The organism is Streptomyces sp. NPDC001594, from assembly GCF_042893675.1.
Classification (GTDB): Bacteria; Actinomycetota; Actinomycetes; order Streptomycetales; family Streptomycetaceae; genus Streptomyces.
Genome location: NZ_JBIAVB010000001.1, coordinates 310726 through 337606 on the forward strand (window position 1 = coordinate 310726; position 26881 = coordinate 337606).

The window sequence follows — 26881 nt, forward strand, 5'->3', positions numbered from 1 at the left end:
CGGTCCCTTCGCCATGCCCCGCCGCGTCACGCCAGGCCGGTGCCCGTGGCGGGCGTCAGTCGCGCGGGCGGGCTTCGGCCGTCTCCACCAGTGCGGCGATGACGCCGTCGGGGGACGGGCTGTAGTGGGGAACGGCCCAGCGCGTGATCCTGGCGTCGATCAGGGTGGGCCGGCCGGAGTCCAGGGCCGCGCGGAAGGCCGTCTCGAACGCCTCGATCGTCTCGACGCGGTGGCCGTCGGCGCCGCATGCCCGCGCGTACGCGGCGAAGTCGGGGTTGCGGAACTCGACGAGCGCCGCCTCCCCGTAGGTGGCGAGCTGGAAGAGTTTGATCAGCTTGAATTCCTCGTCGTCGAAGACGACCCAGATGACCGGGATCTCGTGTTCGACGGCCGTCATCAGCTCGAAGCCGGACAGCGCGTAGCATCCGTCGCCGCATCCGACGACGACGGTCCGTTCCGGGTGGGCGAGCTTCACTCCGATGGCGCCGTTGACATGGCCCGCCATCGGGCCGAAGGAGCCGGCCTTGCGGAAGTTCTGGCCCTCCTCCAGTTCGACGTAGTAGCCGAGCCAGGCGAGGTGGGCTCCCGCGTCGGCGAGGAGGACGGCCTTCGGGGGCAGCAGCCGTCCGATCGCCCGGGCCAGCTCCCCCGGATGGATCTTCCCGTCCAGGTGGACGAGGGGCCGGGCCTCGGTGTCGCGGCCCGCCACCTCGGCCGCGGGCACCTCGCCGACCTTCCTCTCCAACGCCTCGTGGAGGGCCGTGACGGCCAGGCGCGCGTCGGAGCGCAGCGGGTGGTCCGGCGTGTAGGCCTTGTGGAACTCGGCCTCGGAGATGTTCACGTGGACCAGTACCTTGCCCGCGAAGAGGTCCTCGCGGTAGTTGAACGTGGCGTGCTGGTTCAGGGAGTTGCCGACGCACAGCACCACGTCGGCCTCGCGGAAGGCCTTCCATGCACTGGAATGGCCGCTGTCGGCGAAGACGCCCACGGCCAGCGGGTGCCTCTCCGACACGATGCCCTTGCCGTCGAGCGTGGTGAGCAGCGGGATCCGGAACCGTTCGATCAGCCGCCGGATCTCGGCTCCCGCCCCGCTGCGGACCGCGCCGAAGCCGACGAGCGCCACGATCCGCTTCCGCTGCGCGAGGGCCTCGGCCAGCATCGACGCGATCTCCTCCACGCGCGCCGGATCGGGGACGACCGGCGGCACGTCCAGCCGGATGTCGCGGAAGTTCCGGACCTCGACGCCACGGTGGGTGAGGTCCTCGGGGACGTGGATGTGGACCGGTCCGGGTCTGCCCTCGAACGCGGTGTTGACCGCTTCCTCGAGCACGTCGCACGTGTCCGCGGCATCGGTGAGCAGGAAGGACTTCTTCGTCGTGGCCGCGAACATGGCGCGCGAGTCGGGCGTCCGGTTCAGGCCCGAGGTCTCGTTGAGCGAGCCCCATCCCTCCCAGGCTCTCGACGCGTAGCCGGACACGGCCAGGACCGGGTAGGAGTCGGACAGGGCCACGGCGAGGCCGGAGAACAGGTTGAAGGCGCCCGGTCCGGCCGTCGCGAAGCAGAAGCCGAGTTCACGGGTGTACATCGCGTACCCGCAGGCCATGAAGGAGGCGGCCTGCTCGTGCCGCGTGATGACCGGCCGGATCCGCCGGGAGTGCTTCAGCGCCAGCATCAGGCCGGCGGCGTTCTCTCCGGCGCCCCCGAAAGCGGCCCGCACCCCGATTCCTTCGAGTCCCTTGACCAGGGCTTCGTAGACTCTCATCGCCCTTCCTCGGTTCCCTCGCCCCGCAATCCAGCTTGCCATCGGTCGACGCATCCCGCTCCCGCACGCGGTGGGGCCCGAGCGGGTGACGGGCCCGGGCCGCGCGGCCTCGGCGCGGGCCCGCCGCCACCCGTCCGCGCCGTTCCGCGTGCCGCGCCCGCGTCGCTGCGTCAGGGTTGCCGTGTGGAACGGAGGTGCCCGCCGGCTCGGTCGCGGGCAGCCGCGCAGCGTCGCCCCGGCTCGGCCCCACTTCACGTCCGGCCGGCCGGGGACGCCTTGGCGAAGAGGCACACATGGACGAGATCGGCCGGTACGAGCAGTACGTGGGCGGACACCCGGATGCGGAACGGCTCCTCTTCGAGCGGCTGGCCCGGGACCTCATGAAGGTCCAGCTCAAGGCCAGGAAACGCAGCGGCGCCGCCGACATCGCGCGGACGTTCCACGCCAAGGGGGTCCTCGGCGTGGAGAACGCGCGCCTGAGGTTCGTCGACGACCTGCCGCCGGAGCTGCGGACCGGCTTCGCACGTCCAGGCGCCGAGTATCCCGCCACCGTACGGCTCTCGAACGCGAACGGTGCGCGGCAGCCCGACCAGGCTCCCGATCTGCGCGGGGCGGCCGTGCGCGTCACGGCGGGGCCGGAGGAGGCGCACGACCTCCTGATGACGAGCCATCCGGTCTCGCACGCACGCGACGCGCGCGAGTTCGTCGCGTTCGCGAAGGCGATGGCGGGCGCCGACTCCACGCCGCGCAAGGCCTTCGCGCTGTTCGTCAGGCTGCCGCTCGCGGTGGGATGGTCCACCGCCGCGCGCATGCGCCACAACGTGCGGGCCGGTACCCGCCGCACCGTCCGCAGCCTGGCGCTGGAGACGTACTGGAGCCGCGGCGCCATCCTGTGGGGCGACGCCGGACCGGTCCGGTACCAGCTGCGCCCGGCCGGGGACGCCGCGCCGGCCCCGGCGCCCTCCCCCGGCGACCCCGACCACCTGCACCGGGAACTCGCACAGCGGCTCAAGGGCGGGGACGTCGTCTTCGAGCTGTACGTGCAGCGCTACGTCGACGACCGCCGCACCGCCGTCGAGGACGGCACGGCCGAGTGGAAGGAGCACGACACCCCTCCCGTCCGGGTGGCCACCCTCACCGTCCCGCGCCAGGACATCGACTCCGCCGAGGCCCGGACCGCGGCCGCTCGCGTCGAGCAGCTCGCCTTCAACCCGTGGAACACGACGGAGGAGTTCCGGCCCCTCGGCAACCTCAACCGCGCCCGCAAGGCCGCCTACGAGGCCAGCAGCGCCCACCGCCTGGGCCGGCGGTTCGCCAACGTCCAGCCCCGCCGCAACGCCGTCCTGGGCGTTCCGCTGCGCGGCGCCTTCGACGTCCTCAACCGGTTCGTGCCCTGGCACCGGCTCCCCGTACCCCTCGGGCTGCTGAACCTCGTGGCCCTGCGGCAGCGGCTGCGGCGGTCCAACCTGATCGACACCGACCTCCACGAGGCCCCGCCCAGGACCCGGCCCGTGCCCGCGGCCATCGACGAGAGCATGCGGGTCGCGCGGAGCTACGACGGCACCTACAACGACCTGTCCGCGCCGAGCATGGGGGCCATCGGGTCCGCCTTCGGCCGCAACCTCCCCCCGGTCTACCGGCCGGACCTGTTCGACGTGCCCAACCCGGTGACGGTCAGCAGGCAGCTGCTGCACCGCGACGCCTTCCTCCCGGCGCGGTCCCTCAACATCCTGGCCGCCGCCTGGATCCAGTTCCAGGTGCACGACTGGGTCAACCACAAGCGCTACCCCACCGGTACGAAGGCCGTCGAGGTACCGCTGCCGCCCGGTGACACGTGGCACAACACACCGGGCGGGCCGGCGGAGAAGGTGATGCGCTTCGCCGAGAACGAAGGGCTGCACCCGGCCGACGGCGACGGGCCGCCCGTCCTGTTCGCCAACGCGGCGTCCCACTGGTGGGACGGCTCGGAGATCTACGGCGGTGACGAGAAGACGGGCAGGTCGCTGCGGGAGGCGGACGGCGGCGCCACCCTGCGGCTGGACGACGGTCACCTTCCGGTCGGGCCGAACGGCCTTCCGCTCACCGGGTTCGCGGAGAGCTGGTGGTTCGGCCTCAGCGCGATGCAGACCCTCTTCGCCCGCGAACACAACGTCGTGTGCGAGGCGTTGCGGCGGGAATACCCGCGCCTGGACGAGGAGCGCGTCTACCAGACGGCGCGCCTGGTCGTCTCGGCCCTCATCGCGAAGATCCACACCGTGGAGTGGACCCCGGCGATCCTCGCCACCGAGGTGATCGACATCGGGCTCAAGACCAACTGGCAGGGCCCGCCGCAGAAATGGCTCGACCAGCTGGGCCTGTGGCTCTTCGAATCGCATGCGCTGACCGGCATCCCCAAGACCCTGCCGGACCACCACACCGCCCCGTACTCGCTCACCGAGGACTTCGTCACCGTCTACCGCATGCACCCGCTGCTCCCCGACGACTTCGAGATCGTGGACCACCGGCTCGGCCGGCGTCTGGATACCCTCGGGTTCACCGACGTCCAGGGCTCCGCCACGGAGCCGCTGATGCGCAGGACCGGTCTGGCCAACTCGCTGTACTCGCTGGGCACGGCCCATCCCGGCGCGATCACCCTGCACAACTACCCCCGGTCCCTCCAGGCGTTCGAGCGGGACGGGGAGCTCATCGACCTGTCCGTGGTCGACCTGGTACGGACCCGGCGCCGCGGGGTCCCCCGGTACAACGACTTCCGGGTCGGCCTGCACAAGCCGCGTCTGCGGCGGTTCGAAGACCTGTCCCGCGACCCTGAGACGGTCGCCCGCCTCAAGGAGGTCTACCGCGACGTCGACCACGTCGACACCATGGTGGGTCTCTTCGCCGAGAACCCGCCGCACGGCTTCGGCTTCAGCGACACGGCCTTCCGCATCTTCATCCTGATGGCGACACGACGCCTGCAGAGCGACCGCTTCCTCACCGTCGACTTCAGACCCGAGGTGTACACGCCCCTGGGCATGGACTGGATCGAACGCAACGGCATGACCAGCGTGGTACTGCGGCACTGCCCCGAACTGGCGGGATCCCTGCCGCGCACGGCCAGCGCTTTCGCGCCCTGGCGCGCGGTCCCCGCGAAACCGGGCTGACAGATCATCCTGGGCCTGCCTATGATGCCGCCGATGACTACCTTCTCCTCTACCGGATTGGGGGAATCGTCCACGCAAGGTGAGTGCTGATGGCAGCTCACTTCGCGGAAACGATTCCCGCCCGCCTGCTCATGTGGCAACGCGTACGCGAGTACGCCGTGCCACCGTCCATGATCGAGAACGCGACGGCGCGCCGAGCCGTCGGTGACTGGGCGGGGGCCTGCGCCGCCGCCCGGATCGACGTCGACCTCGATCTGCGCGCCGTGCGTGCTCGCCACGGCACCGACCTCGCCTCCCGCCTGCGGGCCGATCTGCGCCGTCTGGCGCCCGATCTGCTGCGCTGGCACATGCCCCGCACCGCCCCGGACGGGCGGCTGCGGCCCGGCCTCACCCTCTGTCTGGCCCGCTACGAGGCCCCCGGCCGGGCCGGGCCCCGGCTCGTGGTGCGGACACCGCCCGCCTGGGCGGACGCCGGCCAGCGGATGTCCCTCGCCCTCTGGGAAGGCGCCCGGGACGACGCACCCGCGCACCATCCCCACCCCCACCCCGACCGGCGCTTCCGGCTCGACCTGCACCGCCACCTGTGGGACGGCACGCGCAGCGCCGAGCTGGCGGGGAGGTGCTGGGCCCCGCCCACCCCGGACGGGCCGCAGGGACGCGCGCCGGGGGAGCACGCGCCCGGACCCCTGCCGGACCACTGGGCCGCCGAGGCCGAGCTCCTGCTGCGGGCCGACGGGCACCCGCCCCGGGGCCGGCTCACCGTACGGTTCGGTGCCCGCAGCCACGGGGTCTTCGAGCTCGTCGCCCCCGACGAGGGCCACGCCCCGGCGCTGCGGCCGGTGCGGGAGCTGCCGTCGGCATCGGCGGCGGCCGCGCTGCCGGTACTGCCGGAGGCCGCGGCGAGGCCGCTGCCCGACCTCGAGCTGCTCCGCGCCGGCCTGCTCCGGGCCGACCGCCTGCACCCGCTCGTCGCGCGGGTGCTGGCGGGGCCGGGTCCCGTAGGGCCTTCCTTGCCCGTGCCGGCGGCCGGCCCGGCCGCCGCCACGGGTACGGACCCGCACCGGGTGGACTGCCTCGGGGAGGTGCACAGGATCGCCCTGCGGGACGGCACGCTGACGGCGGTGGACCACGAGCCCGCCCAACTGGCCCGTGAGGAACTGCTCATGGCGCTCGGCGGCCCCGGCCTGCCCTGTCTACGGGCGATCGACGCGGTGCACCGCAGCCCCGAGGCACTGCCCGCCGTCCGCGAGCGGCTCGGCCACGGCGATGTGACCGGCGCCCTGGCCGTGGTAGAAGGGCTGCTCGGTCCCGGCGCGGCGCTCCGTGAGGGTCCGCTGCGGGAGGCCCTGGAGGCGGCGGTGGCGGGCCGCCTGGACCAAGGGCTGTTCCGCGCGGGGCTGGTACCCGTGCATCCCGCCGCCGCCCTCGCGGAGGGGCTCGCCGGCCACCGTCCCCGGCTCGACCGCACCCTGCCCCGGGAGCTGCGCCGCAAGCGGGGCTCCCGCAGCCGCCCCCGAAGCGGCCTCCCCGCCTGACCCGCCCCTTCTCTCCCTCTCACGCCCGTCGGCGCGCGCGTACGGCCCGCCGCCGACGACGACGCCCCGACGGACGGATCCGCCGTCCCCGAACCCCTCCAGGTGATGCCCCATGTCTTCCAGCACCCTCCTCCCCGACCGCTCTCCCGCCCTTCCCGCCGCCGACTCCCGGCCCCAACTCTCCGTCGCGGCGGATCTCTTGACCCTCCTGCGGACCACGACCACGGAACCGCGCCCCGACGAACAGCTCGAAGCGCTGACCCTGGCCGTGGCGGCGGACCTGCCCGTCCTGCTCTGGGGCGAGCCCGGCATCGGGAAGACGGCCGCGCTGACCCAGCTCGCCGCCTCCCTGGGCCTGCCCCTGACGACCGTGATCGCGAGCGTCCACGAGCCGACGGACTTCTCCGGCCTGCCCGTCCTGGGCGAGGACCCGGCCCGGAACGGGGTGCCCATGGCGCCCCCGCAGTGGGCCGTGGAACTGGTCCGCGCCGGGCGGGGGCTGCTCTTCCTCGACGAGCTGTCCACCGCCACGCCCGCCGTGCAGGCCGCGCTGCTGCGCGTCGTGCTGGAGCGGAAGGTGGGCGCGCTGCAACTGCCGCCCGGCGTACGGATCGTGGCCGCGGCCAATCCGCGCGCCTCGGCCGCCGACGGCTGGGAGCTGAGCCCGCCCCTGGCCAACCGCTTCGTGCACCTCTACTGGGTCCACGACCGGGAGGTGGTGGTGCGTGGTCTCGGCGGGGTCTGGCCGCGTGCGGAGCTGCCCCGGCTGGACCCGGCGGGGCTGACCGAGGCGGTGGCGTTCGCCCGCCGCGCGGTCTGCGGCTTCCTGCACGCCCGGCCCACGCTGATCCACCGGCTGCCGACCACGGAGACCCGGCGCGGGGGTGCGTGGCCCTCGCCCCGCAGCTGGGAGGCCGCGATGACGCTGCTCGCCTTCGGCACGGCCGCCGCCGTCTCCCGCGACGTACTGGCCCTGCTGGTCAGGGGCGCGGTCGGCGACGGTCCCGGGCTGGAACTGCTCGCCCACATCGACCGGATGGAGCTGCCCGATCCGGACTCCCTGCTGGCCGACCCTGCCGCCGCCGAGCTGCCGGAACGCGGCGACCTGCGCCAGGCGGCCCTCGAAGGCGTGGTCGCCGCCGTCGGGGCGCGCCCGGAACGCGAGCGGTGGGAGGCGGCCTGGGCGGTGCTCGTCAAGGCGCTGGAGACCGGGGCGCCGGATCTGCTGGTCGGCCCGGCGAAGGCACTCGCCGCCCTGCGGCGCGACGGGTGGGAGGTCCCCGAGGCGATGGAGCGGCTCGCGCCGGTGGTCGGGCTCGCCCGGCGGGCGGAGAACTCGGTGGCCCGCACCGCGAAGGCCGCCGGCGGCCGCGCGGCGGTGCGCCGATGACCACCCCGGCCCACGCGCGCCCGCGTCCGCGCCCCATGGCCCCTCCCCCGCCGCCGCGCCCCGTGCGGGCGGCGGTCCCCGGCCCACCGCCCGGCGGCCCCACGGTCCCGCTGGACACGGAGAAGCTGCTGGCCGCCCGGCTGCACGCGGCCACCGTCCGGCCGTACCTGGCCGGGGCGCTGTTCGCGCTGCACGTGGTGGAGGACCGGTCGGTGCCCACGATGGCGGTGGACGCCCACTGGCGCTGTTACGTCTCCCCGTCCTTCGTGGCGCGCACCCCGCTGGAGCAGCTGGCCGGGGTGTGGGTGCACGAGGTCTCCCACCTGCTGCGGGACCACCACGAGCGCGGCGAGCGGTACGCGCGGGAGCACGGGGAGAGCGGTCCGGGGCAGCGGCTGCGGCAGAACATCGCCGCCGACTTCGAGATCAACGACGACATCTTCGGCGACGGCCTGCCCGTGCCCGCCGGGGCCGTGCGGCCGGCCATGATGGGCCTGACCGACGGGCTGCTGATGGAGGAGTACCTGCGCGGCTTCTCGATGAGCGACCCCACCCCGCAACTGGCCTGGCTGGACTGCGGCAGCGGCGCCGACGGCTGGGCGCGGCCCTGGGACCGGGGACCGGACGGCGCGCACGCGCTGAGCCGGCAGCAGCGGGACGCGGTCCGCTTCCGGGTGGCCGAGGCGATCACCGGCCGGCCCGGCGACGCGCCTGAGGGCTGGCGGAGGTGGGCCGACGAGGCCTTCCATCCCCCGCAGCCGTGGCGGCAGCTGCTCGGCGCGGCGGTCCGGGCGGCGGCGGGCGGCCAGGGGGCGGCCGAGGACCACAGCTACCGGCCTCCGTCGCGGCGCTCCGCCGGGGTTCCCGGTGTCGTGCTGCCCAGCCTGCGGCGGATGCCGCCCCGGGTCTGCGTGGTGATCGACACCTCCGGGTCGGTCAGCGACGCCGAACTCGGGACCGCGCTGCTCGAGGTCGCGGCGATCTCACGGGCGGTGGGCGGTCGGCGCGATCTGGTCTCCGTGATCTCCTGCGACGCGGCGGCGGGGGTGGCGGTACCGCTGTGCCGTGCCGAGAACCTGGAGCTGATCGGCGGCGGCGGTACGGCCCTGCGGTCGGGCTTCGCCCGGGCGCTGCGCTCCCGGCCCCGCCCGGACGTGATCGTCGCGCTGACGGACGGGCAGACCCCGTGGCCCTCGGCCCAGCCGTCCTGCCGCACGGTCGTGGGCCTCTTCCCCCGCCCGGCCACGGCCGACGACGAGAACGAGGAGGACCCGGACCGCCTTTCGGGGCCACCCCCGTGGGCCCACGTCGTCCACCTGGGCTGAGGCCCGGCGCGTCCTGGGGGGAAGGGTGACGGAAGTCTTACGGGCCGGTGCGGGAGCCGTCGGTGGGGGGCGGGGTTCCGTAGCGTGGCCGGCATGCGGGTACTTGTCACAGGAGGAGCCGGGTTCATCGGCTCGCACGTCGTCACCGTCCTCTCGGCCGAGGGGCACACACCGGTGGTGCTGGACGCGTTGTTGCCGACCGCCCATCCGGGGCCTCCCGAGGTGCCGGACGCCGAGTTCGTCCGGGGGGACGTCCGGGACGCCGAGGCGGTGGGGCGGGCTCTGCGCGGCGTGGACGCCGTGTGCCATCAGGCCGCGATGGTGGGCTTGGGGAAGGACTTCGCGGACGCGCCGCAGTACGTCGCCTGCAACGACCTCGGGACGGCGGTGCTGCTGGCCGGGATGGCGGAGGCCGGGGTGCGGCGGTTCGTGCAGGCGGGGTCGATGGTGGTGTACGGGGAGGGGCGGTACGAGTGCCCCGAGCACGGGGTGGTGCGGCCGGGGCCCCGGGCGGTCGCGGATCTGGAGGCGGGCCGGTTCGAGCCGCGGTGCCCGCGCTGCGGGGCCGGGCTGGTCCCCGGGCTGGTGGGCGAGGACGCGCCGGCGGATCCGCGGAACGTGTACGCGACGACGAAGCTCGCGCAGGAGCACCTGGCCGCCGCTTGGGCGCGGTCGACCGGTGGTACGGCCGTGTCGCTGCGCTACCACAACGTGTACGGGCCGGGGATGCCGCGGGACACCCCGTACGCGGGTGTGGCGTCCTTCTTCCGGTCCGCGCTGGCCCGGGGCGAGGCCCCGCGGGTGTTCGAGGACGGCGGGCAGCGGCGGGACTTCGTGCACGTGCGGGACGTGGCGCGGGCGAACGCGGTGGCCCTGGCCGGTGCCCGGGGCCTGCCGGAGGGCGGGCACCGGGCGTACAACGTGGGCAGCGGCGATCCGCACACCGTGGGGGAGATGGCCGCCGCGCTCTCGGCGGCGCACGGCGGCCCGGCGCCCGTGGTGACGGGCGAGTTCCGGCTGGGCGACGTCCGGCACATCACGGCGGACTCGTCCCGGCTGCGAGGTGAGCTGGGCTGGCGTCCGGAGGTGGCGTTCGCCGTGGGGATGGCCGAGTTCGCCCGGGCCGGGCAGCGGGCCCCCGCCCGCGCCGTCGGGTAGCGGGGGCGGGGCGGGCGGTTCAGACGCCGCGGCCGGGGCCCCTCGTGGCGGAGCTGCTCGGGCGTCCCGGCCGTGCGGCGAGCGTGCGTGCCTGGCCGGGCAGCCCCGGCGGGGGTGGTCAGACGGGCCCCAGGGGCAGGGTGACCTCGAAGCAGCAGCCGCCGGGCACGTTGTGGACGCGCGCCCGGCCGGAGTGGGCCTCGACGATGCCCCGTACGATCGCCAGCCCGAGCCCGGCGCCGGCGGGGGGCGTGCGGGCGGGGTTGCCGCGCCAGCCGGTGTCGAAGACCTTCGGCAGGTCCGCCTCGGGGATGCCGCCGCAGCCGTCGGTGACGGACAGGACGGCGGTGTCCTCGTGCCGGTCGACGCGTACGGCGACGGTGCCGTCGGCGGGGGTGTGGCGGATGGCGTTGACGAGGAGGTTGGCCAGGACTCGGGTCATCTCCTTGCCGTCCACCTCGACCGGGACCGGGGCGATCTCGGCGCCGCACAGCCGTACGCCGCGCTCGCGGGCGAGCGGGTCGGCGCCCAGGAGGGCGTCGGCCGCCAGGTCCCGGAGGGAGACGCGGCCGGTGGTCAGTTCGAGGGCCCCGGCGTGGATGCGGGAGAGCTCGAAGAGGTCGCCGACCATCGTGTCGAGCCGTTCGACCTCGGTGCGGATCTGCCGGTGGTAGCGGGCGGGGTCCGCGGCCATCCCGTCCTCCAGGGCCTCGGCCATGGCCCGGAGCCCGGCGAGCGGGGTGCGCAGGTCGTGGGAGATCCAGGCGACGAGCTCGCGGCGGGAGGACTCCAGGGCGCGCTCGCGCTCCCGGGAGGCGGTGAGCCGGGCGCTGGTGGCGGCGAGTTCACGGGTCACCTCGGCCAGTTCGGCGGTGGCCCGGGCCGGGGGCACGGCGAAGCCGCCGCCGTCGCCGAAGTCGCGGGCCGCGCGGGCGAGGTCGCGGCCGCGGGCCACGACCCACCGTCCGAGCGCCAGGGCGGTGGCCAGGGAGACGACGGCGGCCATGGCGACCACGAGGGTGACGACGCTCAGGTCGTGCGGGGAGAGGAACATCGCCCGGGCGACGGCGAGGGTGCCCGCGAGCATGGCCGTGACGGCGACCGAGGCGACCACGATCAGGGAGACGGCGACGGACCGGTGCCGCAGCAGGCGCAGGGCGACCGCGCCCAGCAGGCCTGCGCAGGCCGCGCCGCCGAACGCGAAGGCCGCGATCAGCAGGATGTCCTTCATGCGGAGCCCTCCCCCGCGCCCGCCTCGAAGCGGTACCCGACGCCCCAGACGGTCTGGATGAGCCGGGGCGCCGCCGGATCGTCCTCGATCTTGGCGCGCAGGCGGCGTACGTGGACGGTGACGGTGGACAGGTCGCCGAACTCCCAGCCCCACACGTCCCGCATCAGCTCCTCGCGCCCGTGGGCCCGGCCGGGATGGGTGAGGAAGTGTGCGAGGAGGTCGAACTCCCGCAGGGTGAGCGTGAGTTCCCGCCCGTGGCGGACGGCCCGGCGGGTATGCGGATCGAGCCGGATCCCGGCCCCGGTCAGCGGTGCGCCCGCGCCGGAGGCCGCCGGTGCCGCGGCCCGGCTGCGGCGCAGGACGGACTCGACGCGCAGGACCAGCTCGCGCGGGCTGAAGGGCTTGGTGACGTAGTCGTCCGCGCCGAGCTCCAGGCCGGCGATCCGGTCGTCCTCGTCTCCGCGCGCCGTCAGCATGATCACCGGAACGGGTCGCTCGGCGCGCAGCCGCCTGCACACCTCCAGCCCGTCGATGCCGGGCAGCATGAGGTCGAGGACGACCAGGTCCGGCTCGTGCCGGGCGGCGGCGTCGAGGGCCGCGGGGCCGTCGGCGGCGTGGTGGACGCTGTGGCCGGCCCGGGTGAGGTAGCCGGTGACGACCTCGGCGACGGTGGGGTCGTCGTCGACGACGAGGACCCGGGCGGGCGGGGCGGGCCGGGGCGTGCGGGTGGCCGTGCTCATGGCGGCAAGCCTCCCACCCGGGGGCCGCTCCGTCTGCGGCGGCCGGCCCCCGGACGGCCGACGTCCGCGTTTCGTAAGGAGTCGATGTCCGCTATGTCCCCGGGGAGTTCCTACGGTGGCAGTCGTGACCGAACTTTCCGTGGACGTCGTCCTGCCCTGCCTGAACGAGGCCGAGGCCCTGCCCTGGGTGCTCGCCCGCATCCCCGCCGGCTGGCGGGCCCTGGTCGTGGACAACGGGTCCACCGACGGATCCGCCGACATCGCCCGCTCCCTGGGCGCCACCGTGGTGCCGGAGCCCCGGCGCGGCTTCGGGGCCGCCTGCCACGCCGGGCTCCTGGCCGCCGAGGCCGAGTACGTCTGCTTCTGCGACTGCGACGCCTCCCTCGACCCCGGCCTGCTGAGCGGATTCGTCCGGGCGGTCGCGGCCGGCGAGGCCGACCTGGTGCTCGGCCGCCGCCGCCCGCAGGGCCGGGGGGCCTGGCCCGCGCACGCCCGGGCGGGGAACCTCGCCCTCTCCCGGATGCTGCGCCGCCGCACCGGTCTGCGCCTGCACGACCTCGGCCCCCTGCGGGCCATGCGGCGCGAGGACCTGCTGCGCCTGCGGCTGACCGACCGGCGCTCCGGCTACCCGCTGCAGATGGTCGTACGGGCGGCGGACGCGGGCTGGCGGGTGCGCGAGGAGGACGTGCCCTACCTGCCGCGCAGCGGCAGGTCCAAGGTCACCGGCACCTGGCGGGGTACCTGGCACGCGGTCCGCGACATGCGCGCCGTCCTCGCCGAGCCCCCGTACGTTCCCGCCGTCCCCGGCCGGGCCGAGTGGCCGGGGGGCGCGCGGTGACCAGCCTGATCGTGATCGCCAAGGCTCCCCTGCCCGGCCGGGTCAAGACCCGGCTCACCCCGCCGTTCACCCCAGAGCAGGCGGCGGGCCTGGCCGAGGCCGCGCTCGCCGACACCCTGGCGGCGGCTGCGGCCACCCCGGCCGGGCGGCACGTCCTGGTGCTGGACGGCGCCCCGGGGCCGTGGCTGCCGCCCGGTTTCGAGGTCGTGCCGCAGCGCGGCGGGGGCCTCGACGAACGCCTCGCGGCCGCGTTCGCCGACTGCGCCGGGCCGGCGCTGCTGATCGGCATGGACACCCCGCAGGTGACCCCGGAGCTCCTGGCGCCCGCGCTGGCCTTCGACACGTGCGACGCCTGGTTCGGCCCGGCCGCGGACGGCGGGTTCTGGGCCCTGGGCCTGGCGGCGGCGGACCCGGCGCTGCTGCTCGGCGTGCCCATGTCCGTGCCCGAGACCGGGGCGGTGCAGTTCGAGCGGCTGCGCGCCGCCGGGCTGCGCACCCGCCTGCTGCCCCGGCTGCGGGACGTGGACACCGCCGCCGACGCCGCCGAGGTGGCCGCCCTGGCGCCCGCCGGCCGGTTCGCCGCGCGGTACCGGCGGCTCAGCGCGCGGACGCCGGTGGTCCGATGAGCGCCCGCGCCGCCTCCCGGCCGCCCACCGCCCCGCGGACACCCGCCCGCCCGGGTCCCGGCCCCGGCCCCGGACCCGCCTGGCGGGCCGACCCGTACGCCCTGGCCCTGCGCACCGGGCAGGGTCCCCTGTTCCTGCGGCGGGCGGACGGCTGGCTGCTGCCCCTGGACGTCGAACGCTGGTGCGCCGGGACCGACGCCGCCGACGAGAGCGTGCTCGCCCGCTGCCGCGGAAGCGTCCTCGACATCGGCTGCGGACCCGGCAGGCTCGTCGCGGCGCTGGCCGAACGGGGCCACCGCGCCCTCGGCATCGACGTCACCCCGGCCGCGGTGACCCGGACCGTGCGCCGCGGCGGTACGGCCCTGTGCCGCTCCGTCTTCGAGCCCCTGCCCGGCGAACGCCGCTGGCACACGGCCCTGCTGATCGACGGCAACATCGGCATCGGCGGCGACCCCGGCGCCCTGCTGGAGCGCACCGCGGCCCTGCTCGCGCCCGGCGGGCGCCTGGTCGCCGAGACCGCGCCCGTGGAGGTGGACGAGCGGTGCGAGGTGCGTCTCGACGACGGGCGCGGCACGCTCGGCACCCCCTTCCCGTGGGCCCGGGTGGGCCGCCGGGCGCTGCTGCGCCACGCGGAGGCAGCGGGCTGGTGCGCCGCAGGGAGCTGGACGGTGGCCGGCCGGCACTTCGCCGAGCTGGTCGCCGGGGCGCGGGCCCGCACCACCGCCCCGAGGGCCGGCCGGTGATCCGGCCGGCCGCCGGTCCCGCACGGGCCACCGCCGCCACCGCCGTCCTGGTGACCGCCCTGGTCACGCTGCTCGTCCTCACCGTGCGCGAGGACGGCTACTTCACGGACCCGGCCGGCCTGTCCTGGCTGTACGCCGCCTGCTGGGCCCTGTTCGCGGCGGCGGTGTGGTCCCTGCGCCGGGTTCCCGCCCGGCACGCCGCCGCCCTCGTCCTCGCCGGCGGCCTCGCCGTCGCCGCGACGGGCCTGGTCGCCCCGCCCCGCACCAGCACCGACTCCTACCGCTACGCCTGGGACGGCCGCGTGCAGGCGGCGGGCGTCTCGCCCTACGACCACGCCCCGGCCGACGCCGCCCTCCTGCCGTACCGCGACGGCTGGCTGTTCCCCACCGGGAAGGCGTGCGCCGGGCCGGACCTGGCCGCGGTGTCCCCGGGCGTGTGCACCCGCATCAACCGGCCCCGGGTCCACACGATCTACCCGCCGGCCGGCGAGCTGTACTTCCTCCTGGTCCACGCCCTCTCCCCCGACGGAGTCCGCCACAAGGCCTTCCAGGTGGGCGGCGCCGTACTCGCCGTCGCCACCACCCTGGCGCTGCTGGGCGTCCTGCGCCGGCGCGGAGACCCCCGCCGCGCGGCGTACTGGGCCTGGTGCCCGGCGATCGCGGTCGAGGCCGTCAACAACGCCCACGCGGACGTCCTCGCCGTCCTGCTGTCCGTCCTCGCCCTGGGTCTGACGGTGCGCCACCGGGCCCGGGGCGGCGCGCTGCTCGGCCTGGCCACCGCCGTCAAGCTCCTGCCCGCCGTCCTGCTCCCCGGCGCCCTGTCCGGTGTACGCCGGGTGCGTGCCGCCGCCGCCGTCCTGCTGCCGTCCGCGGCGGTCCTCACCGCCCTGTACCTGCCGTACGTGCTGCTCTCCCGGTCCTCCGTCCTCGGCTACCTCGCGGGATACGCCGACGAGGAGGGCTACCAGGACCCGTCCGCCGGCGACCGCTACGCGCTCCTGCGCCTGCTGGTGCCCGGCTCCTGGGCCGTGCCGTGCGTCGTCGCGGGAATGGCCGCCGTCAGCGTGTACGTGATCCGGCGGGGCGACCCCGGGCGCCCGTGGAGCGGTGCCCTCCTGGTCACCGGGACCGCGTTCCTGCTGACCACCCCCGGCTACTCCTGGTACGCCCTGCTCCTGATCGCCCTGGTGGCGCTGGACGGCCGCTGGGAGTGGCTCGGCGTCGCGGTCGCGGGCGCGGCCGCCTACCTGACGGGCCGGGTCGTCCCGCACGCCGGCACGGCCGGGTACGCGGCGGCCGCGCTGGCCGTCCTCTGCGGCTGGGCGGTGCGCCGGCGCCGCCTGCCGCGCAGCCGTCCGGACCGCGTGCCGGAGCCGTGCCCCACACCGGGAGAGCACCGGTGAGCCCCCGCGAACGGAACCTGTGGAGGAACCCCATGGACGCGAAGAACGGCCCGCGGGCCGCATCCCCCGGCCCGGCGCGCGGGGAGGAGGAACCGGAACCCGGCGGTGTCGCGCTGCGGCTCGCCCGGCTGCGGTCGGGCCTGGGGGCCGCGTGGGCGGCCGGTCCGCCGCGCGGCCCCTCCCGGCCGGAGTTCTGGCGCAGCCCGCTGCGCGGCCCGTGGCTGACGGCGGTGTTCGGGATGGTCCTGCTCCTCGGCGTCACGGTCCTGTTCGCCACGGGCCTGCTGTCGTACGCCGCGTACGAGCCCGGCCTCGCGGCGGTCAACGACCAGACGCCGGGCAAGGGCTTGCTGGGCTTCTACCTCTTCTCCTGGCCGACCTCCCCGTACTGGCTCTACCGGGTCACCCAGGGAGTGCACGTCACGCTCGGGGTCGTGCTCGTGCCGGTGCTGCTGGCCAAGCTGTGGTCGGTGATCCCGAAGCTGTTCGCCTGGCCCCCCGTGCGGTCGCCCGCCCAGGCCCTCGAGCGGCTCTCGCTGCTCCTGCTGGTGGGGGGCGCGGGGTTCGAGTTCGCCACCGGCATCCTCAACACGCAGCTCCACTACGTCTTCCCGGGCTCCTTCTACACGCTGCACTTCTACGGGGCCTGGGTGTTCATCGGCGCCTTCGCGGTCCACGTGGCCCTCCGGCTGGGCCGGGCCGTGCGGGCCCTGCGTGCCGGGCCCCGGCAGCCGGCCCCGGACAGCGAGGAGGCGGCCGGCCTGGTCTCCCCCGCCCCGGCCGCGCCCACGATCTCGCGGCGGGGCGCGCTGGGCATGGTCGGGCTGGGCTCCCTCGCGCTGCTCGCCGTCACCGTCGGACAGAGCCTGGGCGGCCGGCTGCGCCGCACGGCCCTGCTGGCGCCGCACGGCCAGGAGCCGGGCTCCGGCCCCAACGGCTTCCAGATCAACAAGACGGCCGCCTCCGTCGGCATCCGCCCCAGCGACACCGGCCCGGCCTGGCGGCTGACCGTGCGCGGCGGGGGCCGGCAGGTCGACCTCACGTACGCCCGGCTGCTCGGGCTCCCGCAGAACGAGGCGCTGCTGCCCATCGCCTGCGTGGAGGGCTGGTCGACCGCCGACCAGCTCTGGAGCGGTGTGCGCCTCACGGACCTGGCCGCTCTCGTCGGCCTGGGCACGGACACCCCGCAGGCCCTGGTCGAGTCCGTCCAGCGGGGCGGTTCGTTCGCGTCGGTGGTCCTGAGCGCCCCTCAGGTCCGGGACGGGCGCTCGCTGCTGGCCGTGCGCGTCAACGGGGCGGTCCTGTCCGCCGACCACGGCCACCCGGCCCGGGTGATCGTCCCCGGGGCACCCGGCGTCCACAACACCAAGTGGGTCACCCGCCTGACCTTCGGAGAGCCGTCATGAAGCAGACCCCCGCCGCGGCCCCGGCCGGCTTCCGCCGCCGTTACGGCTCCTCCCCGTTCCACCTGCTCCTGCTGCTCGCCTCGTTCGCCCTGGCCTGCTACGCGGGGGTGCGCCTGCTCACGGGAGACACCCTCGGGGTGGCCGTGTGGTTCGTGGGGGCCGCGCTCCTGCACGACCTCGTGCTGCTCCCGCTGTACGCGCTCGCGGACCTGGCCGTCCAGCGGCTCCTCGGGCGGGGTGCGGAGGGTGGGTCGCGGATGCCGCGAGCCGGCGTCAACCACGTCCGGGTGCCCGCCTTCGTCTCCGGCGTCCTGCTGCTCGTGTACTGGCCGCTGGTCCTGGGGCGGGTCGACCACTTCACGAGCAGCACCGGCCTGCCCTCGGACGTGTTCCTGGGGCGGTGGCTGCTGATCACCGCCTGCCTGTTCGCCGCGTCGGCGGCCGTCCTCGCCGTGCGGCTGTGGCACGGGGGCAGGGGCGCGCGCAGGCAGCGGGCCCGCGCCCGCCGCGCCGCGCGCCGGGGGACCGCCGCGGGGTCCCGCTGAGGGGTCCCGCTGAGGGGGGTCAGGTGGCGTGGGCCGGGCGGTGATCGCCGTCGGGGCGGTCCTGCTCGGCCGTCCAGGCGATCTCGAAGTACCTGACGCGTTCGTCGTGGCCGGCCGTTCGCATGCCCGCCGCCGTCATCACGTGGTGGGAGGCGGTGTTGTCGAGGTCGGCGTCGCCCTTCACCCTGGCGGCGCCCCGGGCACGCGCGAACCGCAGCAGTTCGCGGAGGGCTTCGGAGGCGTATCCGCGGCCCCGGGCCGAGGAGACCAGGCCGTACCCGATGGTGACGCTGCCGGCCGCGTCCGGGGGTCCGTGGAACCCCACGCCGCCGATCGCCCGGCCGTCCGCCCGGAGGCGGATCTCATAGTTGCCGAACGGGTGGGGATCGCCGGTGTCCGCGCAGGTGTCCAGGAAGCGCCCGGCGGCGAGGACGTCCCCGTCGGCGGGGTATCCGGGCGCCCAGCTGGCGCGGTCGTCCGGCGTGCCCGCCACGACCGCCTCGGCCTCGCCGACGGTCATCGGGTGCAGCACGAGCCGCTCGGTCACGAGATCTCCCATGACACGGAGGAATATCACGCGGGGCGACCGGACCGCACCGGGATTTCCCGCGCCTGTCGGGGCCCCTGCGCGGGCCGCGGGCGCCGACCTCGCGCGGGCCTTCTCCGACTGCACGTCGTACGCCTACGAGCTGGACAGCCCCGCACCTCCACCCTGCGTGCCACCCAGGTGTACCGCAGGCAAGCCGGCGTCTGGGCGGTGGCCCACCGGCACGGGGACACCCTGACCCCGTAGACGACCTTCGCCGGACGGGGCCGGGTACGCGGATCCGGCCGGCGCCGCCGTGCGGTTCAGCCGAGCACCAGCGGGAGCCCGGCGGCGAGGGGGCCCAGCGCCGCCCGCTCGGCGGCGGTCGGGACGCGGCGGCCGGTGCCGACGAGCAGGGCGTCCCGGTCGGGGAGCGAGGCGGGGAAGGGGGCGCCCGCGATCCGCTCCAGGGCCGTGCGGGCCGCCGCGAGGGTCTCGGCGGGCGGTGGCGGGGCGGCGGGCAGGTGCGCGATCAGGTCGAGGTGGTGCAGGGTCCATTCCAGGACGTACGCCGACAGGTAGTCGGCGACGGTGAGCACCTCGCCCCGGGTGCCGACGCGGGCCGCCGGATCGGCGAGCGAGGCCGCCCGGCCGGCGGCCGAACCGGCGTCGTCGAGGTGGAACTTGAGCCACCGCGGCTCGCCGTAGGCCGCCGCCAGCCGGGGGATCAGCGCGTCGAGCGGGTCCTCTCCCGTCGGGGGGTCGACCAGCTTCCAGTAGGTGACCGCGTCCACGGTCGGTTCCGTCACAGCCGGGGTGACCAGGGTGATCAGGACGTCCTGGGCGTCGATGACCAGGTGGCACACCAGGTCCCGCACGAGCCAGCCGGCGCAGCCGGACGGCCGCTCGAAGTCCTGGTCCGGGAGGTCGGCGACCGCCGCCCGCAAGGCCGTCCATGAGCGTGAGAAGAGGTCCATCACGGGACGGTAACCCGATGGCCCGGTCCCGCGCGGGTGCCGGGAGCCCGGATTCGGGCCGGAGGGCCCCTCCGTCACGCGGAGGGGCCTGGGACGCGGAGGGGCCCTGGGGTGCAGAAGCCCCGTGCCGCTGCCTCCCTGTCCGACGATCTTCCGCGGGGTGATCCGGACGACCACGCGCGGGACGTCGTCGACCGAACTCGGGTTGAACTCGCGGTACTTCTTGCCGGTGTACTTGACCGACAGCTCGTCGATGAGCTCCTGGCCGCCCTCGGTGGTGAGCTGGGCGGTGCCGCGGATCTCGGCGTAGGTGTAGGGGGCGTCGAAGGGCTGGAGCAGCACGGTGACGCGCGGGTCACGGCGCATGTTCAGCTCCTTGCGCCGCCCCACGGTCGTCGAGACCAGCACGTCGTGGCCGTCCCGCTTCACCCAGACCGGGGACACCTGCGGGCTGCCGTCGGTCTGGATGGTGGCGATGTTCACGAAGACGGGGCTGTCGAGCAGCTCCATGAGCCGGTCGCTGAGCTCAGCGGACACGAGGGGTCCTTCCGTACGGGGTACGGATGTTGCGTGCCCCATTAGTTCAGCCCGACGCCCGATTCGCGGCACCCGCTAGGCCGTCGGAGTGGCGGCCGCACCGCTGCCGCGGGGCAAACCGGATGCCGGGCGGTGTCCGGTGTGCCCCCCACGTCCCCGCCCGTGCGGGCCGCCGTCAGCGTCACCCCCGCCCGGATCCCCGGAGGTGTGCGACCGGATCGCCGGCGACCTGCGCCCGCGGATGCGGCGCCTGGCCACCCTGCGCGGCAAGGGGGCCGGGGGCATCCTGGGCGAGCCGCACGCACACGGCGCGGGGCGTCCGTACGCGGAGGCGCGCCGCCAGGCGTCGACCCCGGACATCCCGCGCGGGCCGGTACTTCCCGGCCCGGGGAGACGGCCCGCTGCACCTTCGGCGTGGTGCTCGACACCTCCCGGTCGATGAACGCCGCCCTGCTCAGCAAGGGACTGGGCGCGATCGCCGCCGTTCGGACCGCCCCCGGCCGCCTGGCGCGCTCGCCCCGCCGCCCCGCCGTAGGCTGGACGTGCACGCGCACCGCGAGGGTACGTGCGTGCTCTCGGCGCGTCAGTTCGCTTCAGTTTCAACCAACTCGGGGACCCGACTCCTTTACGGAAGGAGACCCCGATGACCGCCAAGACCCGCGCCCACGGATCCGGCTCCCTCCAGGACCCCGGCATCCCCTCGATCGGCGTCGGCCTGGACCCGCCGGCCCCCGCCTCCCCGCAATCCCCGAGCACCGGGTACGACCCCGGGTTCCTCACCGTGCCGGTACCCACCCCGTCGCTCGGCCCCGCCATCCAGGACAGCGCCGTACGGCTCGACGGCTCCGAGGTGATCCCGTACACCCACTTCTCCCTGGCGCTGAGCAAGCCGCGGCGCTTCGCGATCTGGGTGGCGTGGAACATCGACGGCGGCGCCCTCAAGGCCCTCACCCGCAAGGGGATCGACTTCGTCACGGACCCGCGCCTGCCGGCCGAGGACCAGGTCGACAACACGCTCTACCAGGGCGCCGACAACCGGCTCGACCGCGGCCACATAGCCCGCCGTGCCGACCTCTGCTGGGGCCCGCTGCCCGAGGCCGAGAAGGCCAACCACGATTCGTTCTTCTACACCAACATCACTCCGCAGATGGACGACTTCAACCAGAGCAAGCGCGACGGCCTCTGGGGCAGGCTGGAGGACGCGGTCTTCGCGGACGTGGACGTGGAGGACCTCAAGGTGAGCGTCTTCGGCGGGCCGGTCTTCCAGGACGACGACCGCGAGTTCCGCGGCGTGCGGATACCGCGCGCGTTCTGGAAGATCATCGTCTTCTCCGAACAGGGCACGCTCAAGGCCAAGGCGTTCCTGCTGGCGCAGAGCCTGGTCCTGCCCGAGTCCCTCGACCTGGACGAGTTCCGTGTCTTCCAGGTCAAGGTCGACGAGGTCGAGAAGCAGGCCCACGTCCGCTTCCCCACGGTGATGACCGACGCGGACACCTTCGTGGTGCCCCGGTCGCTGGGGCTGCGCAGGCCCCTGGAGAGCCTGGAGGGAATCGACTGGAGCTGACCCGGCCGGCCACACCGTCGGACGGATCAGCCTGGTCCGGTGCGAGACACCGCGCGACCGGGTGACCACCGCGCGTGGCGTCCGGTGGCCGCCCGGCCGGGGGCGCCGGGCGGGGGGCGGTCAGGACCGGTGCGGTCCTGCGGCCATCTCCTCGATGATCTTGTTGCAGAACGCCGGGAGGTCGTCCGGGCTGCGGCTGGTGACCAGCCCGTTGTCGCTGACGACCTCCTGGTCGACGACCGTGGCCCCCGCGTTGCGGAGGTCGGTGCGCAGGCTGGGCCAGGAAGTCAGGGTCCTGCCGCGGACGACGTCTGCTTCGATCAGGGTCCACGGGGCGTGGCAGATCGCGGCGACCGGCTTGCCCGACGCGACGAAGTCGTGCACGAACGCCACGGCCTTCTCGTCCTGGCGGAGCTTGTCGGGATTGACGGCGCCGCCGGGCAGGATCAGGGCGTCGAAGTCGTCGACCGACACGTCGCCGACCATGGCCTCGACGGTGAAGAGGTCGGCGGGCTCGATGTCGGAGCGCATCGCCTGCACCTTCCCGTCCTGGACCCCGCCGTCGACGGACACGAGGACCGTACGGGCGCCGGCGGCCCGGACCGCGTCACGGGGCTGCACCAACTCGTCCTGCTCGACCCCGCTCGCGGCGAGGATGGCGACCTTCTTGTCCGCCAGAAGCGCACTGCTCATGACCGGCCTCCTTCAGCCGTGGGAGACGGCGCCCGGCCACCGGGCGCCCTTCCTGCCGCCTACCCACCCCGGCGCCGGCCATGGTGACTCCGGCGCGGTTCCTCGCCGCACGCGGCCCGCTCCCGGGCGCCGCTCGGCCTCCTCGTAGCGGCGCGGGTCGGCCCGCGCCGCCTCCACCCGGGCCTGCGAATGGCGTCGTGATCCGCCCTCGGACGGGTGAGATCACCGACGCGGCCGGGAGAGGTCCTGTGGGCGGGGAAGGCTCGGCAGCGGAGATCCGACGACGGCGGCCGGTGCCGCCCAGGCGGGAGGAGACGCTGTTGGACGCCATCGTGCTGCTGCGCGAAGACCACAAGACCGTCGAGAAGCTCTTCAAGCGGTTCGAGAAGACCGACGACGAGGACACCACCGAGCGGCGCCGGATCGCCGACGAGGTGATCGAGGAGCTCACGGTTCACGCCTGGATCGAGGAGCAGTACTTCTACCCGGCCGCCCGCGAGGCCGCTCCCGACACCAAGGACCATGTCCTGGAGAGCATCGAGGAGCACCACGCGGTGGTGTGGATGCTGTCCGAGCTCAAGTCCATGGACGCCGCCGACGAGCGGTTCAAGGCCAAGATGACCGTGCTGATGGAGCAGGTGCGCCATCACGTCGAGGAGGAGGAGCAGGACTGGTTCCCCGACGTCCGCAAGGCCATGGGCCGTAACCGCCTCGTCGACCTCGGCCTGCAGCTGGAGGAGGCCAAGGGGCAGGCGCCGCGGGATCCGCTGAAGGTACCCAGCGCGGCCTCCGGATGATCATCGTGCCGGCACCCCGGGGCACGGGCCGCCGGACACGGGGCCGCCGGGTGAGCGGGGCGGGGGCCGCGCTCCTGGCCGTGGCGGCCGTCGTGGGCCTGGGTGGGTGCGGGGCGCCGGGGCCGCGCGCGGACGACGCGGTGTCCGCCGCGCGTGCGTTCGAGAGCGCCCTGGGCACCCTGCGCTTCGGGCAGGCCTGCGCGCTGCTGGCACCGCAGACCCGCCAGGAGCTGGCCGCCGGGGAGGAATGCGCCCGCGCCCTGGCGAAGGAGCGGCTGCCGGCCGCCGCCGGTGAGGCCTCTGGCGGGACGGCGCAGGTGTACGGGCGGCAGGCGATGGTGCGCGTCGGCGGGGACACGCTGTTCCTGTCCCAGTTCGACCGGGGGTGGAAGGTCACCGCCGCCGGCTGCACGGCGCGGCCCGAGCTGCCCTACGACTGCCGGGTCAAGGGGGGCTGAGGCGTGCGCGGACTGTTCGTCACGGTCCTGGCGGTCATCCTCGTCGGGCTGGGCTACTTCACCACGATCGGGCTGCTGCAACGATGACCACACGACCGAGCCGGCCGCGCGGCTTCTGGCGGGACAACAGCCTCACCCTGGCCTTCGGCGCGGCCTTCCTGATCGTCCTGGCCTGCCAGGCCATCGCGGGCCGGGCCGAGTTCAACGAGCAGCTCGCCACCGCCGGGCTGCAGCAGGTCACCTTCCCCGAATACCTGACCTCGTCCGACTTCGCCGTCGACGTGACGGAGAACTGGCAGTCGGAGTTCCTACAGTTCTTCCTTTACATCTTCGGCACCGTCTGGCTGCTCCAGCGCGGCTCCCCCGAGTCGAAGAAGCTGGACGAGGCCGGGCCCGAGAGCGAGGAGAAGCAGCGAATGGGCGAGCACGCCCGCGGCGATTCCCCGGCGTGGGCCGGGGCGGGGGGCTGGCGTCAGACGCTGTACTCGCGCTCGCTCGGCATCGTGATGGCCCTGCTGTTCCTGCTGTCCTGGCTCGCGCAGTCCATCGCCGGCACGGCGGCCTACAACGCCGAGCAGCTGCGGGAGCTGTCCGATCCGGTCAGCTGGGCCGCCTACCTGGCGTCGGCCGACTTCTGGAGCCGGACCCTGCAGAACTGGCAGTCCGAGCTCCTCGCGGTGGCCGCCATGGCCATCCTCTCGGTCTACCTCCGCCAGCGCGGATCCCCCGAATCCAAGCCCGTCGGCGCTCCGCACCACGCCACCGGCGTCGAAGGCTAGGGCGTCGCGGGAGCGCGGGCGTCATCCCTTGCGCAGCTTCCCGGTGCCCTTCCCGGTGTCCACGCCGGTGTAGGCCTCGTCGGTCTTGCCGCCGCTGGGGCGCTGGGAGCGGCCGCGGGGCCCCAGGTCGTGGTGGCCCTTGGAGGATCCGTCCTTGGCGAGGTCCTCGCCGCTGCGTGAGGTGCTCTCCACGGGTACCACCTCGTCGGCGCCGTCGGAGGGTGCCTTCCTCGTCCGGCGCGGGGACTTCCCCGGCGGTGTGTCGAAGGAGCGCCGGGCGCTGGGGTTGTCCTGCGTACGGGTGGAGTCGACGTCCGGCGACCAGCCGTGCTGCTCGGTGCCTTCGTGCCGGCCGGGCCCCTCACCGTGCGGAACGTGTGACTTCGGGCCTGTGCTCATCAGGTCGCCCTCCTCGGATCGACGTGGAAGCCTCGGTCCTCGCGCCTGCCCCCTGGGGAGCCGCCCAACCGGGGAAAGGGGGAGCGGTTGCCGACACGCACGCTGCCGATATCCGCTTGTGGTCCCCCGTCACGCGGGTCAAGATCGCGTGACACCTGACGAAGGCAGAGACGATGACCACGCAGACCCCTCCCGTCGACCACGAGCTCATCCAGGCGGCCGCGGACGTCGCTCGCACCCGCTGTCGGGGCGACAATCACACCATGGCAGCCGCGGCCCGCACCCAGGACGGTCGGATCGTCACCGCGGTGAACGCCTACCACTTCACGGGAGGGCCCTGCGCCGAGCTGGTCCTCATCGGCACGGCGGCAGCGCAGGGCGCCTACGAGCTGAGCACGATCGTCGCGGTGGGCGACCGCGACCGAGGGGTCGTTCCCCCGTGCGGCCGGTGCCGCCAGGTCCTCCTCGACTACTTCCCGACCCTCAGGGTCATCGTCGGCGCAGGCGACCGCATCCGAACCGTCCCCGTCGCCGACCTGCTGCCGGAAAGCTACGTCTGGGCCGACCACCAGCTCGACGCCGAGTAGCCGCGTCGTCAGATGTCGAGTGCGTGGCCGGTCGTCGAGTCGACGTGGTCCGGGATCTCGTCGTGGCGGTCGCCCACGGTCGGGGTCCCCGTGGGTTCGAACATGAGGATCGCGGCGCCGGACGGAGCGTACGGCTTGTGCTCGGTGCCACGGGGGACGGTGAAGACCGCTCCCCGCGGAAGCCGGACCGTGCGCTCCCCGTCGGGCTCGCGGAGGCAGATGTGCAGTTCGCCGTCGAGTACCAGGAAGAACTCGTCGGTGTCGTCGTGGGCGTGCCAGAGGTGTTCGCCCTCGACCTTGGCGATGCGGACGTCGTAGTCGTTGACGCGCGTGACGACGCGGGGGCTCCACAGGGCGTCGAACGAGGCGAGGGCGTCGCTCAGGGCGATGGGTTCGTTGTCGCTGTTCATGGGCTCATCCTGAGCCGTTTCGCGTGACGGCGGTGAGTGCTAGGAATTGCACATGCCGAAAGAATCCTCGCACGCACCTCGCGCGGCGGACCTACACCGGGTCGTCGTGATCGTGGACGAGAACTCGAACCCCTTCGAGCTCGGCTGCGCGACCGAGGTCTTCGGTCTGCGCAGGCCCGAGACAGGCCGGGACCTCTACGACTTCAGGCTCTGCTCCCCCGAGCCCCGCACCCTGATGCGGGACGGATTCTTCACGCTCACGGGAGTCGCCGGTCTCGAAGCGGCCGACTCGGCGGACACCCTGATCGTCCCCAACCGCCCGGACACCGAAGTGCCGCGCCGTCCCGCCGTACTCGAGGCCGTCCGCAGGGCGCACTCCCGGGGGGCCCGCCTCGTCGGCTTCTGCAGCGGCGCCTTCACCCTGGCCGAGGCCGGAGTCCTGGACGGGCGGCGGGCCACCGCGCACTGGCAGTGGGCGGATTCCTTCCGGGCCCGCTTCCCCTCCGTCCGGCTCGAATCGGACGTGCTGTTCGTGGACGACGGTGACATCCTCACCGCGGCGGGGAGCGCGGCCGCCCTCGATCTCGGTCTGCACGTGGTGCGCCGCGACCACGGCGCGGAGATCGCCAACTCCGTGAGCCGGCGCCTGGTCTTCGCCGCGCACCGGGACGGCGGGCAGCGGCAGTTCGTGGAGCGTCCCGTGCCCGATCTGCCGGACGAGTCCCTGGCGCCTGTCCTGGCGTGGGCCCAGGAACGGCTGGACTCGCCGCTCACCGTCTCCGACCTGGCGGCACGCGCGGCGGTCAGCACGGCGACGCTGCACCGCCGCTTCCAAGCGCAGCTGGGCACAACGCCCTTGTCGTGGCTCACGGGGGAACGGCTGGCGCTGGCATGCCGGTTGATCGAACGGGGGGAGTCCCGGTTCGAGGTGGTCGCGCGGCGCAGCGGGGTGGGGACCGCCGCCAATCTGCGCCTGCTGATGCGCCGCGAGACCGGCATCACGCCGTCGGCGTACCGGCGTCGGTTCGGGGCCGGGGGGTCCGTCTAGGACCTCCGGCACGGGCGAACGGGGGGCCGGGCCGGTGGCCTGGTACGTGCTGGAAGGGGTGCCGGCAGGCAGGGCGGAGTTGCCCGGCCTGCTGAGCGGACTGGTGACGGCCGGGCAACCCCAGAAGTGGTGGCTGCGGTTGGAGGACCGACTCGGCTGGAGGCGGCACGTGCTGCCACTGATCACGCACCGGGCGGCGGGCGTGCGGACCGGCGCGGCCTGGGTCCTGCGCGGGTGTGCGGGGCGGCCGGCCGGGCGGGCGCC

General features: G+C 74.7%; 25 protein-coding genes and 2 pseudogenes. 18 read left to right on the forward strand and 9 right to left on the reverse strand.

Annotation, left to right across the window (positions count from 1 at the left end; translation table 11 throughout):
• Positions 1–55: 55 nt before the first annotated feature.
• Complete coding sequence (locus ACFY0O_RS01635; RefSeq protein ID WP_388941371.1) at positions 56–1762, reverse strand: thiamine pyrophosphate-binding protein; 1707 nt, start codon at positions 1760–1762, stop codon at positions 56–58.
• Between the two features lie 293 nt (positions 1763–2055).
• Here ACFY0O_RS01635 and ACFY0O_RS01640 point away from each other — a divergent pair, with 293 nt between their 5' ends.
• From ACFY0O_RS01640 to ACFY0O_RS01660, 5 genes are all read left to right on the forward strand, one after another.
• Positions 2056–4902: a peroxidase family protein gene (locus tag ACFY0O_RS01640; protein ID WP_388941374.1), complete on the forward strand. Its 2847-nt coding sequence runs from the start codon at positions 2056–2058 to the stop codon at positions 4900–4902.
• Positions 4903–4991: 89 nt separating this feature from the next.
• Positions 4992–6437: a hypothetical protein gene (locus ACFY0O_RS01645; protein ID WP_388941376.1), complete on the forward strand. Its 1446-nt coding sequence runs from the start codon at positions 4992–4994 to the stop codon at positions 6435–6437.
• Positions 6438–6549: 112 nt separating this feature from the next.
• Complete coding sequence (locus ACFY0O_RS01650; RefSeq protein WP_388941377.1) at positions 6550–7827, forward strand: AAA family ATPase; 1278 nt, start codon at positions 6550–6552, stop codon at positions 7825–7827.
• Positions 7824–9152, forward strand: coding sequence for a VWA-like domain-containing protein (locus tag ACFY0O_RS01655; RefSeq protein ID WP_388941380.1), 1329 nt, complete (start codon positions 7824–7826; stop codon positions 9150–9152). The genes ACFY0O_RS01650 and ACFY0O_RS01655 overlap by 4 nt, the downstream gene beginning before the upstream one ends.
• A gap of 93 nt (positions 9153–9245) precedes the next feature.
• The gene (locus ACFY0O_RS01660) at positions 9246–10310 is read left to right on the forward strand and encodes an NAD-dependent epimerase/dehydratase family protein (protein WP_388941382.1); all 1065 of its coding nucleotides are present in this window, start codon (positions 9246–9248) and stop codon (positions 10308–10310) included.
• Between the two features lie 118 nt (positions 10311–10428).
• Here ACFY0O_RS01660 and ACFY0O_RS01665 read toward each other — a convergent pair whose 3' ends face one another.
• Entirely contained in the window at positions 10429–11541 is a 1113-nt protein-coding gene (locus ACFY0O_RS01665) for a sensor histidine kinase (RefSeq protein WP_388941385.1), read from the reverse strand.
• Positions 11538–12281, reverse strand: coding sequence for a response regulator transcription factor (locus tag ACFY0O_RS01670; protein ID WP_388941387.1), 744 nt, complete (start codon positions 12279–12281; stop codon positions 11538–11540). The genes ACFY0O_RS01665 and ACFY0O_RS01670 overlap by 4 nt, the downstream gene beginning before the upstream one ends.
• 124 nt (positions 12282–12405) lie before the next feature.
• On the opposite strand from ACFY0O_RS01670, the gene ACFY0O_RS01675 reads away from it, so the two are divergent.
• The 6 genes from ACFY0O_RS01675 to ACFY0O_RS01700 are packed head-to-tail and all read left to right on the forward strand — an operon-like array spanning position 12406 to position 17842.
• On the forward strand, positions 12406–13119 hold the full coding sequence (locus ACFY0O_RS01675; protein ID WP_388941390.1) for a glycosyltransferase family 2 protein: 714 nt from the start codon (positions 12406–12408) through the stop codon (positions 13117–13119).
• Positions 13116–13745, forward strand: a complete 630-nt coding sequence (locus ACFY0O_RS01680) for a DUF2064 domain-containing protein (RefSeq protein WP_388941393.1) — start codon at positions 13116–13118, stop codon at positions 13743–13745. Before ACFY0O_RS01675 ends, ACFY0O_RS01680 begins: the two co-directional genes overlap by 4 nt.
• The gene (locus ACFY0O_RS01685; protein WP_388941396.1) at positions 13742–14488 is read left to right on the forward strand and encodes a class I SAM-dependent methyltransferase; all 747 of its coding nucleotides are present in this window, start codon (positions 13742–13744) and stop codon (positions 14486–14488) included. Before ACFY0O_RS01680 ends, ACFY0O_RS01685 begins: the two co-directional genes overlap by 4 nt.
• Positions 14485–15891 (forward strand): glycosyltransferase 87 family protein, encoded by a 1407-nt coding sequence (locus ACFY0O_RS01690; protein ID WP_388941399.1) that lies wholly within the window; start codon positions 14485–14487, stop codon positions 15889–15891. The genes ACFY0O_RS01685 and ACFY0O_RS01690 overlap by 4 nt, the downstream gene beginning before the upstream one ends.
• Before the next feature lie 32 nt (positions 15892–15923).
• The gene (locus ACFY0O_RS01695; protein WP_388941402.1) at positions 15924–17297 is read left to right on the forward strand and encodes a molybdopterin-dependent oxidoreductase; all 1374 of its coding nucleotides are present in this window, start codon (positions 15924–15926) and stop codon (positions 17295–17297) included.
• Positions 17294–17842, forward strand: a complete 549-nt coding sequence (locus ACFY0O_RS01700; protein ID WP_388941405.1) for a hypothetical protein — start codon at positions 17294–17296, stop codon at positions 17840–17842. The genes ACFY0O_RS01695 and ACFY0O_RS01700 overlap by 4 nt, the downstream gene beginning before the upstream one ends.
• Before the next feature lie 19 nt (positions 17843–17861).
• Here ACFY0O_RS01700 and ACFY0O_RS01705 read toward each other — a convergent pair whose 3' ends face one another.
• From ACFY0O_RS01705 to ACFY0O_RS01715, 3 genes and pseudogenes are all read right to left on the reverse strand, one after another.
• On the reverse strand, positions 17862–18401 hold the full coding sequence (locus ACFY0O_RS01705) for a GNAT family N-acetyltransferase (RefSeq protein ID WP_388941408.1): 540 nt from the start codon (positions 18399–18401) through the stop codon (positions 17862–17864).
• A 290-nt stretch (positions 18402–18691) separates the two neighbouring features.
• A complete protein-coding gene (locus ACFY0O_RS01710) occupies positions 18692–19345 on the reverse strand; it encodes a maleylpyruvate isomerase N-terminal domain-containing protein (RefSeq protein ID WP_388942236.1) in 654 nt (217 codons plus the stop codon).
• A 141-nt stretch (positions 19346–19486) separates the two neighbouring features.
• A pseudogene (locus ACFY0O_RS01715) lies at positions 19487–19882 on the reverse strand (PPOX class F420-dependent oxidoreductase); the annotation flags it as partial.
• 202 nt (positions 19883–20084) lie between these two features.
• On the opposite strand from ACFY0O_RS01715, the pseudogene ACFY0O_RS01720 reads away from it, so the two are divergent.
• Positions 20085–20377 (forward strand): annotated as a pseudogene (locus tag ACFY0O_RS01720) (hypothetical protein); the annotation flags it as partial.
• Positions 20378–20525: 148 nt separating this feature from the next.
• Positions 20526–21446 carry a DNA/RNA non-specific endonuclease gene (locus tag ACFY0O_RS01725; RefSeq protein WP_388941411.1) on the forward strand — a complete coding sequence of 307 codons (921 nt, stop codon included), beginning with the start codon at positions 20526–20528 and terminating at the stop codon, positions 21444–21446.
• A gap of 120 nt (positions 21447–21566) precedes the next feature.
• Here ACFY0O_RS01725 and ACFY0O_RS01730 read toward each other — a convergent pair whose 3' ends face one another.
• Complete coding sequence (locus ACFY0O_RS01730) at positions 21567–22139, reverse strand: type 1 glutamine amidotransferase domain-containing protein (protein WP_388941413.1); 573 nt, start codon at positions 22137–22139, stop codon at positions 21567–21569.
• Between the two features lie 320 nt (positions 22140–22459).
• On the opposite strand from ACFY0O_RS01730, the gene ACFY0O_RS01735 reads away from it, so the two are divergent.
• From ACFY0O_RS01735 to ACFY0O_RS01745, 3 genes are all read left to right on the forward strand, one after another.
• Complete coding sequence (locus ACFY0O_RS01735; RefSeq protein ID WP_388941415.1) at positions 22460–22936, forward strand: hemerythrin domain-containing protein; 477 nt, start codon at positions 22460–22462, stop codon at positions 22934–22936.
• A gap of 50 nt (positions 22937–22986) precedes the next feature.
• The gene (locus tag ACFY0O_RS01740) at positions 22987–23394 is read left to right on the forward strand and encodes a hypothetical protein (protein ID WP_388941417.1); all 408 of its coding nucleotides are present in this window, start codon (positions 22987–22989) and stop codon (positions 23392–23394) included.
• Positions 23395–23477: 83 nt separating this feature from the next.
• A complete protein-coding gene (locus ACFY0O_RS01745) occupies positions 23478–24173 on the forward strand; it encodes a DUF6766 family protein (protein WP_388941420.1) in 696 nt (231 codons plus the stop codon).
• 21 nt (positions 24174–24194) lie between these two features.
• Here ACFY0O_RS01745 and ACFY0O_RS01750 read toward each other — a convergent pair whose 3' ends face one another.
• Positions 24195–24572, reverse strand: a complete 378-nt coding sequence (locus ACFY0O_RS01750) for a hypothetical protein (protein WP_388941421.1) — start codon at positions 24570–24572, stop codon at positions 24195–24197.
• A 173-nt stretch (positions 24573–24745) separates the two neighbouring features.
• On the opposite strand from ACFY0O_RS01750, the gene ACFY0O_RS01755 reads away from it, so the two are divergent.
• Positions 24746–25159: a cytidine deaminase gene (locus ACFY0O_RS01755; protein ID WP_358894088.1), complete on the forward strand. Its 414-nt coding sequence runs from the start codon at positions 24746–24748 to the stop codon at positions 25157–25159.
• 8 nt (positions 25160–25167) lie between these two features.
• On the opposite strand, the gene ACFY0O_RS01760 is transcribed toward ACFY0O_RS01755, so the two are convergent.
• Entirely contained in the window at positions 25168–25569 is a 402-nt protein-coding gene (locus ACFY0O_RS01760; protein ID WP_388941423.1) for a cupin domain-containing protein, read from the reverse strand.
• Between the two features lie 52 nt (positions 25570–25621).
• On the opposite strand from ACFY0O_RS01760, the gene ACFY0O_RS01765 reads away from it, so the two are divergent.
• Positions 25622–26617: a GlxA family transcriptional regulator gene (locus ACFY0O_RS01765; protein WP_388941426.1), complete on the forward strand. Its 996-nt coding sequence runs from the start codon at positions 25622–25624 to the stop codon at positions 26615–26617.
• Positions 26618–26881 lie beyond the last annotated feature (264 nt).